The sequence below is a fragment of the Fundidesulfovibrio putealis DSM 16056 genome (assembly GCF_000429325.1).
In the GTDB taxonomy this organism is placed as follows: domain Bacteria; phylum Desulfobacterota; class Desulfovibrionia; order Desulfovibrionales; family Desulfovibrionaceae; genus Fundidesulfovibrio; species Fundidesulfovibrio putealis.
This window is the reverse complement of sequence record NZ_KE386885.1, coordinates 470,130-488,473: the sequence shown is the minus strand read 5'-3', so window position 1 is coordinate 488,473 and position 18,344 is coordinate 470,130. Positions and strand designations below refer to the sequence as shown.

The 18,344-nt window shown below is 62.6% G+C and carries 11 protein-coding genes and 1 pseudogene; 4 read left to right on the top strand and 8 right to left on the bottom strand.

Features of this window, described 5'->3' with window-relative positions; genetic code table 11:
- Positions 1-92: 92 nt before the first annotated feature.
- The 3 genes and pseudogenes from G453_RS0118965 to G453_RS25260 form a co-directional block, all read right to left on the bottom strand.
- Positions 93-1,613 carry a hypothetical protein gene (locus tag G453_RS0118965; RefSeq protein WP_156921015.1) on the bottom strand — a complete coding sequence of 507 codons (1,521 nt, stop codon included), beginning with the start codon at positions 1,611-1,613 and terminating at the stop codon, positions 93-95.
- Between the two features lie 104 nt (positions 1,614-1,717).
- The gene (locus G453_RS0118960) at positions 1,718-2,008 is read right to left on the bottom strand and encodes a hypothetical protein (RefSeq protein WP_027192299.1); all 291 of its coding nucleotides are present in this window, start codon (positions 2,006-2,008) and stop codon (positions 1,718-1,720) included.
- Between the two features lie 459 nt (positions 2,009-2,467).
- Positions 2,468-3,458 (bottom strand): annotated as a pseudogene (locus G453_RS25260) (DDE-type integrase/transposase/recombinase).
- A 1,103-nt stretch (positions 3,459-4,561) separates the two neighbouring features.
- Here G453_RS25260 and G453_RS0118950 point away from each other — a divergent pair.
- The 4 genes from G453_RS0118950 to G453_RS0118935 are packed head-to-tail and all read left to right on the top strand — an operon-like array spanning position 4,562 to position 8,970.
- Positions 4,562-5,572: an NAD-dependent epimerase/dehydratase family protein gene (locus G453_RS0118950; protein WP_051272632.1), complete on the top strand. Its 1,011-nt coding sequence runs from the start codon at positions 4,562-4,564 to the stop codon at positions 5,570-5,572.
- On the top strand, positions 5,569-6,144 hold the full coding sequence (locus G453_RS29135; protein ID WP_084502566.1) for an acyltransferase: 576 nt from the start codon (positions 5,569-5,571) through the stop codon (positions 6,142-6,144). Before G453_RS0118950 ends, G453_RS29135 begins: the two co-directional genes overlap by 4 nt.
- Positions 6,129-8,195, top strand: a complete 2,067-nt coding sequence (locus G453_RS26745; protein WP_051272631.1) for a DegT/DnrJ/EryC1/StrS family aminotransferase — start codon at positions 6,129-6,131, stop codon at positions 8,193-8,195. Before G453_RS29135 ends, G453_RS26745 begins: the two co-directional genes overlap by 16 nt.
- 1 nt (position 8,196) lies before the next feature.
- Entirely contained in the window at positions 8,197-8,970 is a 774-nt protein-coding gene (locus tag G453_RS0118935) for an acyltransferase (protein WP_051272630.1), read from the top strand.
- 228 nt (positions 8,971-9,198) lie between these two features.
- Here the strand turns inward: G453_RS0118935 and G453_RS0118930 are convergent, their stop codons facing one another.
- Genes G453_RS0118930 through G453_RS25245 form a run of 5 tightly spaced genes read right to left on the bottom strand, consistent with a single transcriptional unit; the run spans position 9,199 to position 18,333 of the window.
- Positions 9,199-9,777 carry an SIS domain-containing protein gene (locus G453_RS0118930; RefSeq protein WP_027192295.1) on the bottom strand — a complete coding sequence of 193 codons (579 nt, stop codon included), beginning with the start codon at positions 9,775-9,777 and terminating at the stop codon, positions 9,199-9,201.
- Complete coding sequence (locus G453_RS0118925; protein ID WP_027192294.1) at positions 9,778-11,034, bottom strand: MATE family efflux transporter; 1,257 nt, start codon at positions 11,032-11,034, stop codon at positions 9,778-9,780. It lies immediately after the preceding gene.
- A 15-nt stretch (positions 11,035-11,049) separates the two neighbouring features.
- Positions 11,050-13,914 carry a hypothetical protein gene (locus G453_RS0118920; protein WP_043646438.1) on the bottom strand — a complete coding sequence of 955 codons (2,865 nt, stop codon included), beginning with the start codon at positions 13,912-13,914 and terminating at the stop codon, positions 11,050-11,052.
- On the bottom strand, positions 13,911-15,470 hold the full coding sequence (locus G453_RS25250; protein WP_043646778.1) for a DUF2079 domain-containing protein: 1,560 nt from the start codon (positions 15,468-15,470) through the stop codon (positions 13,911-13,913). The genes G453_RS0118920 and G453_RS25250 overlap by 4 nt, the downstream gene beginning before the upstream one ends.
- Positions 15,463-18,333 (bottom strand): hypothetical protein, encoded by a 2,871-nt coding sequence (locus G453_RS25245; protein WP_051272629.1) that lies wholly within the window; start codon positions 18,331-18,333, stop codon positions 15,463-15,465. Before G453_RS25245 ends, G453_RS25250 begins: the two co-directional genes overlap by 8 nt.
- Between the last annotated feature and the right edge of the window lie 11 nt (positions 18,334-18,344).

Below are 18,344 nucleotides of genomic sequence, written 5' to 3'. Positions count from 1 at the left end.
TCAGCGGCGATAGAAATGAGCGCGTTTTACGTAAGTACTATTGCATCGTGTACCATGTGACCGCAATGAAATTATAGCAATCGTGCAAAAGTCTAAGGATGACCTTTCGCCCGTTCTCCACAGGGCGAAGAGTCGTTCCGGTAGAGCTTCCCAAGAGGGGTATCCCCAAGAAAAACGAGTCTGTTATGTTGAGAAAGCGCGGCGCTCAACTGCGAATTCTTTGTGACGATCCAGCGCGAAAGGATGCCCGTTTCCGCATGCCAAGCTGAGTATCCGTACGGATTTGGGGCGGCTGGATCGTACCGCAGCACCTGTATAGCGATGCCGGGCGGCACTCCCATGTAAGCGGACGGCAGGTCGTTGTCCAGGGTCACCAGGGTATTGCACCAGGGCTCGTCACCCGGTTGGTAGGCGGCGTGAAGCCCCATTGTCTTCCGGACCAGACCCGCCTCGGCCCTGGAGACGGAGGTCGAGGCAGGGTCATAGTCGGGTAGATTCCAGGACTGAAACGTCTGCAGGCCCATGGGCATCAGCCCAAGGAAGATGGCAAGGACCGCCGGAACCGAGGGCACGGGCATGTAGCGGGCTGTTATCAGATAGCTCATAAGAAATGACGGAAGGAGGATCTTTGCCCCGATGCCACCGACAGAGATATAGTAGTAGCAAAAACATAGGACCAGCAGGGGGACCATGGTTGCGAGCATGAAAAACAACACGAACTTAAGGCGCTCACGCCGGAGAGGATCGGGCTGGGACCGGTCGACAAGGCGGAGGAATACGGTCACGGTCGTAATGGCCATATAGACCAGATAGACATAGAGAATGCTGCTGGGAAGGTTTTGCTGTTGAGAAGGGACTAGGCTTCGGAAGTTGTCGGCGACGAGCCGCAGCAAAGGAGCGAAATTTCCCTTGAAGGCCTGAACATAAACGGGCAAGCCAAAAATGGATCCAGTAAACGGCTCATATGGATATGGAGCCATAAACAGGTTATAGACAAAATAAACTGCGGCGATGCTGGACAAACAGGCTGCGGCTCGAACGCAGGTCCGTAGCGTAGGCCGCCGGACCAGGTCATCGAACGAGAAAAACAGAGGCACAAAGGCAAGGCCCCAACTGTACCTGATCAGAGAGGCCACCATGATAGCGCCGTAGAGCGCGGTGAACCAGGCCGTTCTAGCGCGAGAGGGAGCCTCGAAGTAGCGGATGAAAAGCCCTGCGAGCAGGAAAGCGCAAGCGACGTGAATACCTTCGGGGCTACATTTTGCCAAATAGCAGTAAATGTAGACATTCGTCAGCAGAAGAGCCCCTGCCAGGAGGTGGAGCCTGCGGTCCCGCCAAGTTAGCAGAACGAACCCAGCGACCCCGATGCTCACCGCTCCGAGGCCGTAGAACGTGCCTGAAGACGGCCCCCACCCCAGCAATACACCCACCGAACCGAATAGCATGGGGAAAAAAGCACTGTGCGCGCCGAATCCGCCCGTGCCAAGACGTGACGCTGGAGCAACCAGTTCTTCGAAGCCGTAGTAGCCGCCCTTGAAACCCACGGCTGCATAAGTGGCAATCTCATGCCAGTATAGAATAAAATCCCCTCCCCCAGGTATGGCGTCCGCCAAGGATGCCCCGAGGTAGATCCTCAAGAGCAGGCACAGCACAACCCACGGAAGGACGCATATCCCTGCGGCCACCAGGATCCAACCCGCCAGAGAGGCCGGCGCGGCTAAAAAAGAACGGCTGATCCGAGATGCCAAACCTGGCTCCATTTTCCGGTCAGAACGATGGTGAGTTTCACGTCTACATCCTTGCGGACCCATCCGTACGGCGCACTACGCAGATCAAGAACATATTGTCGTCCCATTTCCGTCCACAACCCCTTCTTCCCCTGGAGCGCAAACAGGCGCCGCAGGCCGGGACCATCTTCTGCGTAAACAACGACAGAGCTGTCCGCGCCTTCCAGGCGGGGGTAGAAAAACACCACGTCCCGGTCTTTTTTGACTGTGACCCGCAGCACTGCCGGCTCTCGGGCGATGCTGGGGAAAAGACTCTCCAGTCTGCACCGGATTCGGCGTTGTCGGCGAGATTACGGCTGTTGTCGCCGTCGAGAACCTGTTCGACGTTGCTGCAGAACAAAAATTTGGTCCTTCCAGTGTCCTTGTCCTCGAATGGAAAATAGAACGCGCACAACACGGAATTCCAGAAATTGTCATAAGCCAGTGTAATGCTGCAGAAAAGAGCCAAGGATAATACGATAGTTCCGAAGACAGTACGCTTGCGGTCCTCGGACAATTCCTTAACTGGGGGTGATTGTATCATCCGTGCGCCAGGGAGAGGAGGAAATGTTTAGACATATAAGACCATGGTATTATGGAGTAGATACGATATTTAGCACTTCTTTAATTTTAATGAAGCGAACCAAACGTTGTCAACCCCTAATCCCCTCCCCCCTTTTTTGACAGTCGGAAAAGTTGGGCTATGCAACCGTTCTCAGTTTCTGCCTCGGAATGATGCCGCTGATGCCTATGTTGGGCCGTTCGTTGTTGTAGCGTTCCACGTAGGCGTTTTGCTGCAGCTTGCCAGGCTGAATGCAGCCGATGCGTATCCTGTTCTTCACGGCCCAGACTTGCAGGTGACAGCTGACATACTCAGGGCCGTTGTCACACCGGATGGTATTCGGTTTTCCGCCACCCCATGACCTGTTCCAGGAACTCTGGATGACACGTTCTGATGGCAGCGGGAAGTCCCCTTCGATGGCCAAGCCCTCCCGGTTGAAGTCATCGATCATGTTCAACAGGCGATAGCTTCGCCCGTCATGCAACTGGTCGTGTATGAAGTCCATGGACCACGCCGGGTTTGCAGCCTCACGCTGGACCAGCGGCTCCGGATTCTTCCGCACCAAGTGTTTCTTGGGCTTGATACGAAGGTTCAGTTCCAGCTCGAAATAGACCCTGTACACCCGTTTGTGGTTCCAGCCGTACCGTTTCACGTTTCGCAGATACATGAACCAGAGCCCGAAGCCTCAGTTGCGCTGGATGGCAGTCAGCCGACCAACCAGTCGGCCACGAATTCGATCTCGTCAGACAGCTTGGACTCATAACGGTAGCACGTCAGGCTGATGCCATATGCATCGCAGGCTCGTCTGATGGTCAGGGCCTTTCCCTTCACGGCGTCTTTGGCCATCTCACGGCGGCGAGATGACCTTGCTACTTTATCCAAGCGCCTCCCGGAGAACATCGGCCTTCTTCTGGGCTTTGGCGTACATGCGCTTGAGTCAGGGGTTTCCTCCTCAAGTCCCCTCATCCGAGCCACGAGGGAAGCATCCATGTCACCGTATTTTGCCCGCGACCTGTAAACGTGGCGCTACTCATGCCGTGTTCTCGGCAAAGTTCCGGCACGGCGATGCCGCTCTCGGCTTGATTCAGGGCGCTCATGATCTGACTGTCGGAGTAGCCGGATGTCTTCATGTAAAACTTCTCGCCTAAGCTTGAGAGAAAATTATACTTTTCTGAACAACCTTTTGTCAGGGGATTACCAGAAGTTCCGTTACCACGCCTAGAAGTGGTAGATCGCGAATCCACCGCTCCTCGATTTCGTGGACCTTGTCCGCAAGTTCGCCTCCCCCAGCAACGCATCTGCCTTCGCTTGAGCTGCAAAAGCTCGATCCAAACCTCGGCCAGAGGTTCCCTTACCCCTCTCTCAAAACGCAGGACGGTCCCTACGCGACACCCTTCCCAATCGCCCAAAAGTCGGGTAATCTCTGCCCAGGACAATGGCACTCTCCTTTACTCTCGATTGGCTTCGTAAGCTACGACATATCGGATGGTTACCGTGTCTCAATTCATGCTGCCTGGGATTCTCAGAAGCACCTACCAATTGTCGACGCTCACCGTGCGGATACGGTCCCAAGCGAGTTTCAATTGGCTCTGCCTCGTCGCCGCAGGCGATGATATGTCACCCGGACTGTCTACAAAGCCCTCCGAGACGACCATACCGCTGCGGGACGTGACTGCTGCGTGTCGAGAACCGTTTCCAGCGAACAGCCTTTGGCGATACGTCCTGGCGCACGAATTCGATGAGGTCGATGTGCCGCGTCGGGAAACCTCACCGCCCAACAGAGCCTATAAATCAATTAATTCAACTTTCGCAGATGCTTGTGGATCGGAAATACATCTCCGAACTAGGCGGTATATACAACCTTGGGTCAAGGCGGTCTAACGCCATGCGGGCGTTTTGTGCACTCTGGCGTTCTCAACTCCGGAGATGGCCATGCGAACCATTCTGCTCTCGACTCTGCTTCGCACATCATCTACGGAAGGCACGGCTCGGCCATTAAGCACCTGGATGGTGAGCGTTCCCCGCTTTATGGGACTATTATCCTCTGGACAACACCACTGGACCTTTTTGTCGGGAACAGGCTCGGGTTGAAACGGCCCCCAGAACCCTTGATCGGCAAGCACAGTCCGGCCCGGCAAACCGGTTGCATGAGCTATTCATCCAGTATAAATTATTGCTATAAACAGCTGCGAATTTCATACTGTTACTTCCTAACGAAGGCGACGTATCCAAAATGACACAGGACTTTTGGCAAAGCAGAACCTCTGTTTTTTCAGGAAAGAAAGTCTTAATCCTGGGAGGCCTGGGCTTTCTTGGCTCCAGTCTGGCTATACGCTTGGCGAAAATGGGCGCTCGCGTCCTGCTGGCTGACGCCATGGTTGAAGAGTATGGCGGCAACCTGTTCAACATTGAGCCCGTAAAGGATGATGTTCAGGTCAACTATTGCGACATCCGCGACGAGCACGCCATGGGCCAGTTGGTTTGCGGGCAGGATTATATTTTTCACAGTGCGGCCCAGGTTTGCCATCTGAAAAGTCTGAGCGATCCCTTCCCTGACATCGACATCAACATCCGTGGTACGGCCGTGATCATGGAAGCCCTTCGCAAGCACAACCCCACGGCCAAGCTGATCAAGCTCGGGTCGCGCGGGCAATACGGCTCTGTGCTGAAGCTTCCTGCCGGGGAAGAGGCCAAACCCGATCCCAAGGGCATCTACGAAATTTCGCTTCTTGCCGCCGAGCACATCATCGGGTCCTATTGCCGCAACCATGGCATCCAAGGGGTACTGACCCGTCTGACCAACATCTACGGCCCACGGGCACAGATGCGCCACAACCGTTTCGGTGTGGCCAACTGGTTTGTCCGTCTGGCCATTGAAGATCAAACCATCCCCGTGTTCGGTGACGGATTGATCAAACGTGACTTCCTGTATATCGACGACTGCGTGGAGGCGCTATTGCGTCTGGCGGTGCTGCCCGAAGCCTGCGGCCAAGTGTACAACGTGGGCCATGATCAGCCGTCCAACTTCCTGGAACTAACGCGTACGATCGTTGATGTCGCCGGAACCGGACGCTACCAGCACACCCCGTTCTCGCCGGAACGCAAAGCCCAGGAGCCCGGGGATTTTTATACCGACATTACGAAAATACATCAGGTAACGGGCTGGAAACCGGAGACGGAGCTCGCCGAAGGCATACGACGCACCGTGGATTATTACCGCATGAACAAAGAGCGTTACTGGTGAACGCCACTCACGGCATTTTCGTCCATCCCCAGGGCATTTGCGAATCATCCGCCGTGGGCGAGGGGTGCAGGGTGTGGGCATTCTCCCACATTCTTCCCGGCGCGCGGCTAGGCCGGGACTGTAATATTTGCGACGGCGTGTTCATCGAGAACGACGTGATTCTGGGCGACAGGGTGACGGTGAAGAATTTCGTCGCCCTGTATGACGGCTTGCGTGTCCAGGACGATGTGTTCATCGGTCCTGGGGTCAGTTTTGCCAATGATCGGTATCCCCGCTCCAAACGGTATGTGGAGCACCCAGTGACCCAACTCGGGCGAGGATGCTCCCTCGGGGCGGGGGCGATAATTCTTCCTGGCGTGACTATAGGAACTTTTGCCCTGGTGGCCGCAGGTGCAGTCGTAACACGAGATGTCGCACCTTTTACGCTTGTCAAAGGTAATCCCGCGCGCCCTGCCGGGCTGGTATGCGTCTGCGGCGCTCCACTGAAATCAACTGCGGAAGGCATGGCCTGCATGGCTGGAGACTGGCACGGGCTTGCTCCTGAAGAAGGAATGAAATGTTCAGCAGCGTGAAAGCACGCCCCAGACTAGCAGTGGTCGTGCCTGTTTACGGCAATGAAGCGAGCCTGCTGGAACTTTATGAGCGTATTATTTCAGCCTCGGAAAAGGCCAACGTTGAATTGACGATTCAGTTCGTCAATGACCGCTCCCCCGACAATTCGCAGACGGTGCTCGAGGAGCTGGCCGAGCGCGATCCCCGTGTGCGAGTGATTCTTTTGTCGCGCAACCACGGGTCATTCGTGGCCATCGCGGCCGGACTGACCCAGATCGCCGACCATGACGCGGCCATCATTCTGTCAGCAGACCTGCAGGATCCGCCTGAAACGATCCCCCAGATGGTCGACCGCTGGCGGGAAGGCAAGCGGGTCGTGCTATGCGTCAGGGCCAAGCGGGACGACCCCCCCCTCACACGCTTGTTTTCCGAGACTTTCCACTGGCTCTTCCGGCGCATCGCACTCAAAGAGATGCCACCGGGAGGCTTCGACTTCTGTCTCATCGACAAAGCCGTCATCAAGGTGATCCTGGAGTCCGGAGAAAAGAAAACGAGCCTTGTGGGCCTCATCCTCTGGGCTGGCTTCGACAGGGCGATCATCGAGTACGAAAGGGCTCCGCGTAAGCACGGCAAGAGCATGTGGGGTCTGGGCCGCAAGATTTCCTACGCCTTGCACTCCATCGTGGCCTTCTCCAGTTTCCCCATGAAGCTGTTCGGCGTTATCGGGCTCGTCCTCACCTGCCTGAGCCTCGTAGGGATGGCCTACATTCTGTTGGCGTCGTTCATGGGCCTCATCACCTCACCGGGGTGGGCTTCAATCATGCTTTCCCAACTGGTGAACATCACCGCCCTGTTTTTGGGCTTTGGCGTGATCGGGGGATACTTGTGGATCAACCTTGAGCAAACTCGCAAACGCCCCCTGTTCATCATCGAAAAGCGCGTCGGTCCTTCTGGCGACGCTTGGTCCGAGGACGGCCGGGTACCGTTTTTCGACATGCGCGGAGTCTCTGCATCTGTTTCACGCGAGCTGAAGGATGCTGCGTTCAGGGTGCTTAAGAGTCCTCAAACCATTCTGGGCCCTGCCGTCACCCGTTTCGAACGGGAATTCGCATCATGGGCAGAAGCCAGGCATTGCGTTGGCGTGGCCAATGGTACGGATGCAATCACACTCGCGCTTTGGGCGGCCAAAGTGCCGCCAGGGGCCAAGGTCGTTATTCCCGCTCTGACCGCTCCGCCGACGGCTGTTGCCGTCCTGCGGGCAGGGTGCACGCCGGTTTTCGCAGACGTGGACGCAAACACCTTGACTCTCGACCCCGCCAGCCTCGAACACGCCGCATCCCTTGGGGCCACCGCCGTCGTGCCCGTGCACCTGTACGGCACGCCCTGCGCCATGGCTGAAATCATGGAGGTCTGTCGCCGCTTTGACCTCACGTTGGTCGAGGATTGCGCCCAGTCCACGGGCTCACGGTATAACAGCACGCATTGCGGGCTCTTCGGCGCGGCCTCCGCGTTCAGCTTCTACCCGACCAAGAATCTTGGCTGCTACGGCGACGGCGGGGCCATCCTCACTGACGACGCGGCTCTGGCCGAGCAGCTGCGAATGATGCGGTTCTACGGACAGGACGCCACAGGGGCGTGCGTGATGCAGGGATTCAATTCCCGGCTGGATGAACTGCAGGCGGCGCTTCTTTCCGAGCGGTTGCGCGTACTCGATGAGCACAACGAGACCAGGCGCAGCATCGCCGCCCTCTACGACAGAGAGCTGGCGTTCCTGAATCCTGTGGTCGGCGGCCAGGGACGCGTGCCCCATCTCTACGTCGTGCGTCCAATTGACCGCGACGGCTTTCGCGCCCACCTTAAGGTCCACGGCGTGGACACAGGCGTCCACTATCCTTTAGCGCTCACCTGCCACCCGTATCTGGCTGCCAACAGTGTTGGTGGTCCCTGCCGCATCGCGGAGGAAGCCGCGTCGCACGTGGTGAGCTTGCCCTGCCACCCGGGGATGAGCATGCGCGTTGCCGAGCGCGTCGTCGCGGCCTGCATGGACTGGCAACGCCAAGTAGCAGGTTGACATGACCCGGAGACAAGAGAAGGGGCCCGGCGAGGGTCTTAACGATTATATGGGCAAGGCCTCGACCGGGGCGGTCCGTAAATATCTTGATACCCGCGCCGCTAGCCCGACTCGCTATGTACTGGAACAGGGCGCGCAGTGGTTGTCGGGGTGGATTCCCGGCCCGGTGGGGATGCTTGTCCGCAAAATGCTGTACTCCGCGCTCCTGGCGAGAGGCTCAGCCGCCCCAGTATGCGAAAGCGGTGCGGAGTTCATGCACATGGGCAACATCCGGTTGGGGCACAGCGTTTACGTGGACCGACTGAGCCGCCTGCACGCCTCCAGGGCCGAGATCGAACTGGGGGACTGCACGCGGGTGATGCGCGGAGCCTACCTGTGCTCCTACGTGTCCAATGCCCGTCCGGGGGAGGGCATCCGCGCCGGGGCGCGCTGCTGGGTGGGGGTCAACGCCGTGCTGGCTTCGGGACAGGGTGGCATGTTCCTGGGGAACGACGTTCTTATCGGCCCTCAGGCGGTGCTGGTCACCGGTGATCACGACTTCTCCCGCCTGGACCTTCCTGCGACGCAGCGTGGCTACACCGGCAGGCCCATCACCATTGGTGACAACGTCTGGATTGGAGCCGGGGCTGTGGTGCTGGGTGGCGTGAACGTGGGGTCTAACGCGGTGGTCGCGGCCGGAGCCGTGGTCACCCGGGACGTGGCCGCCGGGACGGTGGTCGGCGGGGTTCCCTCCAGAATGATCAAAGAATTGGAGCCAAGGTGGTCAATGCCGTGAAAGTCACACATCCTTCCTCAACACATGTCCAGAGGCCTGTGCAAACTCCGTCAGCCTAAGGTGTGACCTTCGGCTGCTCCCGGTCGCAGTGCTGGCAAGATTAATCCAGCGATTCCTGCATCTCTTTCTCAGATTTCTGTCATCATGAACCTGGACGAGTCTGGCTTACCCTGACTTTTACGGGCGACCCGGGACGTGCGCTGGTGGCGTCATGACACTCGGATCGCGCTAGCTTCCCCGTACAGCCACAATCGTATCAAGCAGACAATGGCATATGGAGTGGTGCAGCACCTCCACCTGGCCGTAGGAGTCCACAGGCACGTGGAAGTTGCCGTCGCCAATGGCCCGCAGGGGGTTTTCCGGGGCGAAGCCCGTGAGGGTCAGCACCAGGCAGCCTTTGGCCCTAGCGGCCTCCGCTGCCCTCAGGATGTTCTCCGAGCGCCCGGAGGAGCTTATGGCCACCAGCACGTCGCCTGGGTCCGCGAACATCTCCACGGGCTTCTCGAAGAGGTGCGGATAGCCGAAGTCGTTGCCGATGCAGGTGAGCCCGGCGGGATCGTTGAAGGCCAGGGCGCGCATGCCGCCGGTCTTCCAGAAATCGGTGGCCATGTGCGAGGAGATGGCCGCCGAGGCGCCGTTGCCGATGAACATGAGCTTGGATCCTGCGCGGGTGCGCTCGTCGAGCAGCCCGGCTGCCTCGGCCACGCCCGTGGGCAGGTCCATGGGGTCGCGCCCGGGCCGGGTGTACACGATGGCCTGGGTCAGGCCGCACATGGTGCGGTAGAAATCCTCGGCTGAACTTTTCATCTATGCTCTCTCCTGCCTTACGGGCTGGGTCCGGCGCACCTTGAGGAAGAACCAGGCCAGCGTCGCCGCGAGAATGAACACCACGCAGGCCAGCAGCATCTGCGCCACCTGCATGGCGCTCTCATGCCTGATGAAGACGAGCCCTGCAAACAGGGCCACGCCAAGCCCCTGCACCCACATGAAGCCGAATTCGTTGCGGGCCTGGGAATACACGAACAGCACGTTGGCGCAGGCCAGAAGCGCCATGGCCGAGCTTATCACCGCCAGGAGCGGCCCGGCGGCCTTGTACTGCGCGCCGAACAGCAGCGTGACCATGAACTCCGAGGCCACCACGCACAGAAGCGCGAAGCCCCCGCCCAAAAGGGTGGTCATGCCCATGGACATCCACAGGCTCTTGTCGTTCTGGTCGCCGCTGGCCTTGGCCGTGGCCGCTTCCGTGAACAGCACGCTCATGAGCACGGAAGGCCCGTAGAAGGCGATGCGCCCCAGGATCGCGCCCGTTGCGTAGAGCCCGGCCTCTGGACCAGGGCAGAAATGGCGCACCAGCACTAGATCCAGGTTGTTCAGGCACATGGTGACCACGGAACTGACCACCATGGCCAGGGCGTACTTACCGACTTCCTTGTGGAATCCCTCGGGGAGGGGGTCAGGCTTCACCGGGAAGATATCGCGCAGGAAAAGAAAGGCCAGCCCGGCCTGGAACAGGATGCCCAGCAGGCCGCAGAGCATGGCTCCGTTCACGCCCCAACCCAGGCCGGTGAGCAGCACCAGGGCCGCCAGGAAGCGGATGCAGGCGTTGCTGGCTCCTGACAGTCCGAATCCCAGAAAGCGCTGCAGGCCCTGGAGCATGCCCGTGGGAATCGGAGCCATCAGGGACACGGAGACCATCGCCAGCATGATGTACACCGGAACGATGGACTCCAGGTGCAGGAAATCCTTGATGAGCGGAGCCAGGAAAAACCCCACAGCAGCGATGACCGCCGCCGCCACGGCAGCGACCTTCAGCGCTTGGCGGAACAGCCCGCTCACCCGCCCCATGCCGTCCAGCGCGAACCCTGCGGTGAAGCGGGCCATGATGAGCGGCACGACCCCCAGAGGCGCGGCCAGAATCACGGTGCTGGAGTTCAAGGCGTTGAAGCTGCCGAACTCGTCGGGCGTCATGGCCCGGCCTATCGTCAACTGAAAGAGATAGTTGAAGATATTTCCCGAGTTCATGAGCACGAGGATCAGGAAATTCTGCTTGAGAAACCGTTTCACGGAGCGCTCCCGGCTTTATTCACGCGTGGTGGGGCTGCAAGGCGTTTGGGAGGCAAGGGCGGCCAGGAAGAGCCAAAGGCCGCCAAGGCCCAGCAGTTCGGACAGGGGCGCGGCTCCCAGCAGCCGCAGCGCAGTGGCCATGACCGCCGCCGCCAGGAAGCCCGTGCAATAATGAACCGTGGCGCTCTTGGCAAGGCCGGGGGCCTTGGCTGCAAGCCAGGGCCTGAGGGCGCGCCAGACCGGCACCGCCAGCACCGTGCCCACGAGCGCCACGGCGCGGAAGATCTCCGGTCCAAGCAGGAAACGACAGGCCAGCACCAGGGCCAGAAGCCCGGACCAGACCCAGGCGCGCTTCGCGGCGGGGCGCGCTGCGCCGTCTCCTCGCAGCCAATCTGCTATGCGAGCAAGCTTCCCATGCCCGGCGCGGCGCGCCATGCGCCAGCCAGCCAGCCCCACCAGGAGAACGCCCAGACCGGCCAGCCACTTGCCCGCCTTGGACGCGGCGCCAGCCGTTCCCGATTTCCGGGCCTGATCGTCGCGGCCAAGGCTCGAAAGTTTAGGGCCGGAGGCATCAGCCAGAAGCAGCGCCTCCACCTCAAGCCAGGGGTTTCTGACGAAACGCGCAGGGGCCGTCCCCTCGGGCAGGTTGGCCCCTCCCATGAGGAGCCAGTGGGCGCTGACAGCCATGGCGGCTGCGCCAGAGGCGTCCAGCCCGGCAAGTGCCCGCTCTTCCCCGGCCAGTTGCAGGAGAGCCTCGCCCCCAAGCACCTGCGGCCACGTGGCCAGACGCTGGCCGGACAGCACCGCGCGGGAGCACTCGAGCCCTGCTCCCTGCGCGCCGCCGGAGAGCGCCAGGATGATCTCCGGCCAGGACGCGCCGCTGGGAAGCGTCCCCAAAAACTGAGGAAGATACACGGCCACTCTGGACGCCGCGCCCGGCAGGGGCAGCGTCGTGGACCTGCCGCCAACAGTGAGTTCCAGGTGCGCGGGCCGGTCCTTCACGGTCCAGTGTGTGGTGGTCAGATCCAGGATGAGCCACTGGGGCGTAAAGAGCGGTCCCGACGGCGCGAGCTTCAGGCGGGACTCGCCCAGGCTCACGGGGGTCAAGGCCTGGGCCTCGTCGAACAGAGTCTGGGCGGTGAACACGCTCTGAGGCGGGGCGTCTGTGGTCAGGGCGTTCAGGGCGGCCCGGCGCAGCGTGACCGACATTTCCGGCATCTCCTGGCCCGAGGCCGTGAAATGCAGGCGCACCCCGTCCACGCGGGAAGGCATTTCGGGAAAGATCGCGGGGAACCCTGGTTTCACGGCTACGCGAACGCTCTTGTCCGGGCCGTAGGCCTCGGCCACCACGGAGGCCAGCCCCTGGCGCTCCCGCCCAAGTTCCAGCCACAGGCTGTAGCGCGTGTTCGCCGACGGCAGGAAGGCCGCGCCGGTCTCCAGCACCAGCGAGCCGCTGGCCGATTCTACGCTCAGCCCGTCCAGCGCGCTGGCGAAGGAAAGCCGCCCAGGTGAAGTGATCAAGTTACCGGTAAGCGCCGGATGCACCGCCGCGCCGGAGCCGTTCCCGGAGCCAGCAAGGGCCTGGAAGTCCAGGCTCCACAGCGGCGCCTGGCTGACGAGCCCGTCCGCTGCCTCCACGTCGCAGGCCGCGCCGAAACTCGCGCAGCGCTCGGCCATGGCGGCCACGATGGCCGGAACGTCGCGGCGCGGGGCCACGTTGGCCAGACGCGCGGATTCCAGCACTTGCCGGAAAGGTTGACCGGTCTGGGCTCCCTGGGGATTTTGGGGCGACTGCACCACGCTGAACCGGGTCAGGGCCATGCCCTTCCAGGGGGCTTGACCCAGCGCCTGGAGGTTGGCGGCCAGCTCGCCTCGCCCGGCGAACACCTCCCTGGCCCTGGCCGGGAGGTTGCGGGGCAGGCCCTGTGCCAGAAGCTCCCCGTCCAGGCCGGTGGGCACGAATAGGATCTTCTCCACGTTGCGGTCGCGCTCCACGTCCCCCACGTTCTGCTTGAAAAACATGAGCGAGAGCTCTTTGAGCAGCACGCCGGAGCGTCCCGGCGCGATCTCGCGCAGGTGGCGTCCCACGTAGAGGCGCAGGATGGTGCGCCCGTCGCCCAGGTCGAAGAAGCGCTTGGGCAGCGCGTACCAGTCCAGAACCGTGCGCGACCGGCTTCCCGGATCCAGGGCCACCACGGCGTTCACCTGGACCTCCTGGCCGCGCAGCAGCACCACGTCGATGGCTCCAAGCTCCTGCACGGGCTTGTTGAAGCGGCGCTGCAGGAAGGTGGACAACCCGTCCTGGGAGGTGCGCCACAGGTCGTCGGGCGCGCGGTCCAGCAGGCGCGAGAGCTGATAACGCAGGCCTTTTCCGGTCCAGGAGGCGCTGGCAACGGGGATGGACTCGCGCCCCGCTCCGTCGGCCCACTGCGGCGTGAGGTGGTCCACGGTCTCCAACGGGTCGGATACGAACACGGCCCGCTCGCCGTTGCCGGAAAGCTCGACCACGAACCCCAGGCATCCGGGCTGGTCCGGGGAGTCCGTCAGGTAGTCCAGGCGGGCTTCGTTGAAATCGGACAGTTTGAGAGCCGAATCCGACCCGGCCAGCTCCAGGCGGCGCACCCCGCCCGGCACTTGCGAAACGGGCCACGCAATGGCCGCCTCGGGCAGTGCCAGGGCGCGCTGCGAAAGCACTCTGGCGTATTTCACCTTACGCATGGCCACCCGCGCCATAAGCTGGCCACCAACGGCGGACGCCCCGCCCGCCCAGAGCGCCGGGGGCAGGGGCAGGTTTTTGGTTTCGGTGAGCTTCTGGGCGGCAGATGGGTCTGCGATGCCCATGACAGCCAGCACAAGGAGGACGAACAAACGGAGCATCATTGGGGCCTGCGCTTGAGGATCATGAAGCCGTCGTCCTCCACCACGGTCTCGAACAGCCGCAACGTCTGCTCCAGGTTTTCCCTGAACACCGCCGCCAGGGCCTGGTCGCGGCAGACGCCGTCCTTCCACTCGCAGCCCTTGTCCACCACGAACCAGGGGCGCTTCAAGTCCAGCACCACGTACTCGGCCAGGCTCTGGGTCACCGGGAACACCGGCTTCTCACCGGTGGCTATGAAGCGCCGGAAGTCCCGGAAGGTGGCCGAGCCGGAATTCTGGGCGTGGTGCGGCTCGAACACGGCCATGGGGAAGCTGTTGGAGAAGTCGCGGCTGACGGCCTTGCCCCAGTTCAGGCTGTTCTGGGTGATGACCACCACGGACGGGTCGTCCGGCAGGAGCGTCTCCATGGCCCGGATGATGCGGGTGTCGCGCGAGTCCGGCCAGTAGCCGGAGAAGCCGCCCGCACGCCAGAAGTGCACCGACAGGGGCGACGGCGAAAGTACGATGTGTCCGGCCAGCAGCACCAGGAACAGCACGCCCGCCCAGCGGTCCAGGCGGCTGCGGCGCGACTGCACCAGCTCCCTGGCCACGGGCATGGCCTGGGCGAACGCCACGATGAGCGGAGCCACCAGCCCGGCCGTGTAGTGGTTGGTGATGGAGAAATAATCCGGGCGCGTGGACAGAAGCGACAAAGCCACCACGGGCAGCGCCACCACCAGCGGGCCGGGGCTCAAAAGCGGCAGGAAGGCCACGGAACCCAGCAGCGCGCCCAAATATCTTATTTTTTTGAAGTCTCCGAAGATATTGGCCAAAGCCGTGAACGGATGCGTGATGACGAACCAGAGCTTGCCCAGCACCGAGCCGCCGCCGATCCAGGCGAAGGCCCCGGCGGACACGCCCACGCCGGCGTCCATGGTGAAGAACGGGATCAGCTTGGCCGTTGCCAGCCAGAACCAGATGAGCCCCGCGAAAAAGACCACCGTCCCGGCCACGCCGCCCCGGCGCTGGAAGGCCAGGTAGATGCCGCAGGCCGCCGCCTGGATGGCGAAGGTCTCCTTGATGAGGCACAGGCACAGCGCCGCGAAGGCCGCCCCCCAGGGGTTGTCGTCCTCCACCAGGAAGAAGAACCAGAAGCCGATGGGGATGGCCAGATGGTCCGGGTGGAAATCGAACAGGCCGTTGTGCCACACCGCGAAGCTGGCGAAATAGGCCAGGGCGGTGAAGGCCCCGTAGCGCCGGGCCAAAAACGGCAGGGGCAGGCAGAGCATGAAGGCCTGGGCCACCATGAGGCCAAGAGGCGCAAGCCAGTCCGGCAGCGGGCTTATGAGCCAGGAATAGGCCCAGAGCACCGGCTGAATGTGGCCGTTGAGCGCCCGCCACCATTCGCCGCCCTGGCTCATGGCCGACAGGTTGCACACGAACACGCCCAGATCGAACACCGTGGAGCGCAGCGCCAGATAGCGCATGCAGGCCAGGGCCGTCAGCGCGCCAAAGAGCGTCAGGCCCATGGTCCAGGGCCAGCGCGGGTTCTCCTCGGGAATGATGCCCAGCCTAGCCACGCGCCCTCCTTGCCGACAGGAAGGAACGCACTGTCATAAGCGCCAGGGCCAGCAGGCAGGCGGACACGGTCAGGCCGGACGCAGCAAGGCCCAGCAGGTAGAAGCGCTGGGGCCGAAACTCGATCAGTATCTCCAGGTCGATGCCGCCAGCCGGGTTGGGCCGCACATAGCGGGTGGCGTCCGGCCCCAGGCTCTTCAGGACCTCCGGGTCGATCCACCAGGAGTTGGCGAAGCCGCTGGCCTGCCAGTGCAGCATCTCCGGCCAAGACATGGCCCTGCCCTCCTGCGCGCCCGTGGCCTTCCAGGAGGCGGGCGAGAGCGGGTCGAAGCCCGGCTGGTCCGCGCCCACGGGGTCGAGCGAACCCTCGCTCCAGGCGGCCCGCAGCGCCGGGCGCGGCAGGTTGTCGTTCTGCAGGCTGGTCAGGAAGCGCTTGGACACGAAATCCACGGTGAAGGGCTTGGCCTTCTCGCCGACCACCTTGCCGCCGGGGCCGTACCGGTACACCGTGCGCGACTGCGGCGCGCCGTCGCCCAGGGTGCTCACGAAGCCGCGCGCCACGAAATCCTTCAGCTCGTCCGGGGCGGCCTGATCGTCCTCGTTGTCCTTGAACACGCGGTACTGATCCAGGAGCGCGGCGGGAAGCGTCTGGGCCGGGGCGGGCACGGGCATGACGTAGGCGCGCCACCCGGTGTGGAAGGTCTCCTGGAACAGGAGCGGAAAGCCCTCGGTCACGCCCGAGAGGCGCACCAGGCAGGCCGTGGGGCCGAGCCTGCGGAACTCCAGGGCCGGGGCCGCGTACTCGCGCCCCAGATACAGGAGCGCCTGACGCTTGCCGGTGCGGTCCGAAAGGAAGGCCCGCGTGCGCTCCTGGCCCATCACCCGCGTGAGGAGCTCCAGAAAGCGCGGGTCGTCCCCTGCGGAGACGAGCGCCTGTCCGGGCCGGTACATGTCCAGGCCCGCCACGTCCGGCAGCGACGCCGCCACCAGATCAGCCCCGTCGCCCGAGGCGTCGGCCACTGCCAGCAACTGGTTGGCGGCCAGCACGTAGGGCGCGGCCAGGGGGTTGCGGTACACGTCCACGGTGTCGAAGCGCTTCACCGGCACCAGCCCCTTTTGCAGGGCCAGGGTGCGGTCCAGCACGGGCTTGTAGTTCTTGAAGCCGTCCACAACCGGCTCGCCCCGGTAGGCGGGCTGGAAATCCTGGTAGGAGATGAAGAACTCGTCGTGCGGGTAGACGAGGTACTTCACCGAGGCCAGCCCGAACAGACGGTCCAGGCGGGGGCTGGGCTGCTCGGCGTACATGGTCTTTATGATCTCGTTGCCCAGGGGGTTGTTGTAGAAGGCCAGGAAGAAGGGCTTGGGCGAATAGGCCGAGGACCACTCGTAGCCGTAGGGCGAATCGCCGGGCCAGCTGATGCCGACAGGCGGCAGGTAGGCCACGCGGAAGCCCGCGCGCTGGTCGCGCAGGAAGGAGTACACCGCCGCGTCCTCGGAGTGGATGGGCGTGTGCTTGAGGGCCAGGGGCTGGGGCACTTGGTCCTTGGGCGAGTTGTCCAGGAGCTTCTGGCCAAGATACGGCGAGATGAACAGGAGCACGACCAGCAGCATGGCCGCGCGCAGGAGCCACGCGCGCTTTGCGCCGCGCTCCTCCCAGGCCTGGGGCAGCTGGAAGGCCAGCAGCGCATAGGCCGTGACGATCAGCGGCAACCAGCGGGTGGTGTTGGAGAACGCGGCAAAGAGGATGGGCACGAAGCCCTTGAGCAGCCACTGGTAGAAGGCGAAGCCGAAGGCCGTGCGCGACCCGCACACCAAAAGCACGCCAACCACGGCCACCAAGAACAGACCCTGGACCTCGGGGCGTCCGCGCCGGGCCAGGAACGAACACAGGGCCAGCCCGGCCAGCGTGAGCGACGCCCCCACCCAGGGCACGCGCAGTCCCCCCGGCGCAGGGAAGGCGTACTCGGTGTCCATGCCGGGGCGCAGGTCCAGGCGGATGACCGCGTCCACCGGCTGGCTGGTGGACTGGTGGAAGCCCTCGCGCATGGGGAGTTCCGTATCCACGGTGACGTCGCCCTTGGCCGAAGCCGACAGCCCCCAGCCGTGGCGGATGGCTCCCTTGCCCAGGTAATCGGCCAAAAACGGGGCCATGAAGTGGATGTTCATGAGCATGGCCAGGGTGAGCACCAGACCAACAGCTACTGTGAGCCTGCCCCGGCCAGGGCCTTTGGCCAGAAAGTACAGGCTCAGGATGCCGAGCATGGCCGCCGAGCCCACGCCAACGCTTGGGTGCAGCGAGGTAAGGCCGAGAATGAGCCCGCACACGATGACCAGGCGCGCGGATATGCGCCCCTGCTCCCGGATGGCCCGCACCAGATTGAAATACGCCAGCAGCAGAAGCGGGATGAGCGCGAACCCGGCCAGCATGGGCATGTGCCCGGCCACCACCCGGCTGTAGGTGTAGGGCGAGAAGGCGTAGAACAGCGCGGCCAGGGTGGCATAGAACCAGTTAAGGCCGAGCCTGCGGGCCAGGGGCAGCATGGCCAGCCCCGATGCCGTGACGAATACGAGCGGCAACAGCTTGGACATCCACTCCCCGCCGATGACGGCCAGGGGGGTTATCAGCTGCCAGTAGAGCAGCTCCAGCTTGAAGTAGTGGTAGCGCCCGGTCTCGAAGTAGGAGTCCCAGGTGGAGAAGTGGTGCTCGGCCATGGAGCGGAACTGCTCGGCAAAGCTGGGAATGCCCCAGTCCCATGTATGGCCCACCAGACCGGGACGAGACAGCACCCCCGCAAAGGATAGGAGCGCCAGGGCGACGACCGTGGCGGCAGCGGCCAACGCGGCCAGGGGAAGCGGCTTTTTCACCGGGCGGACCT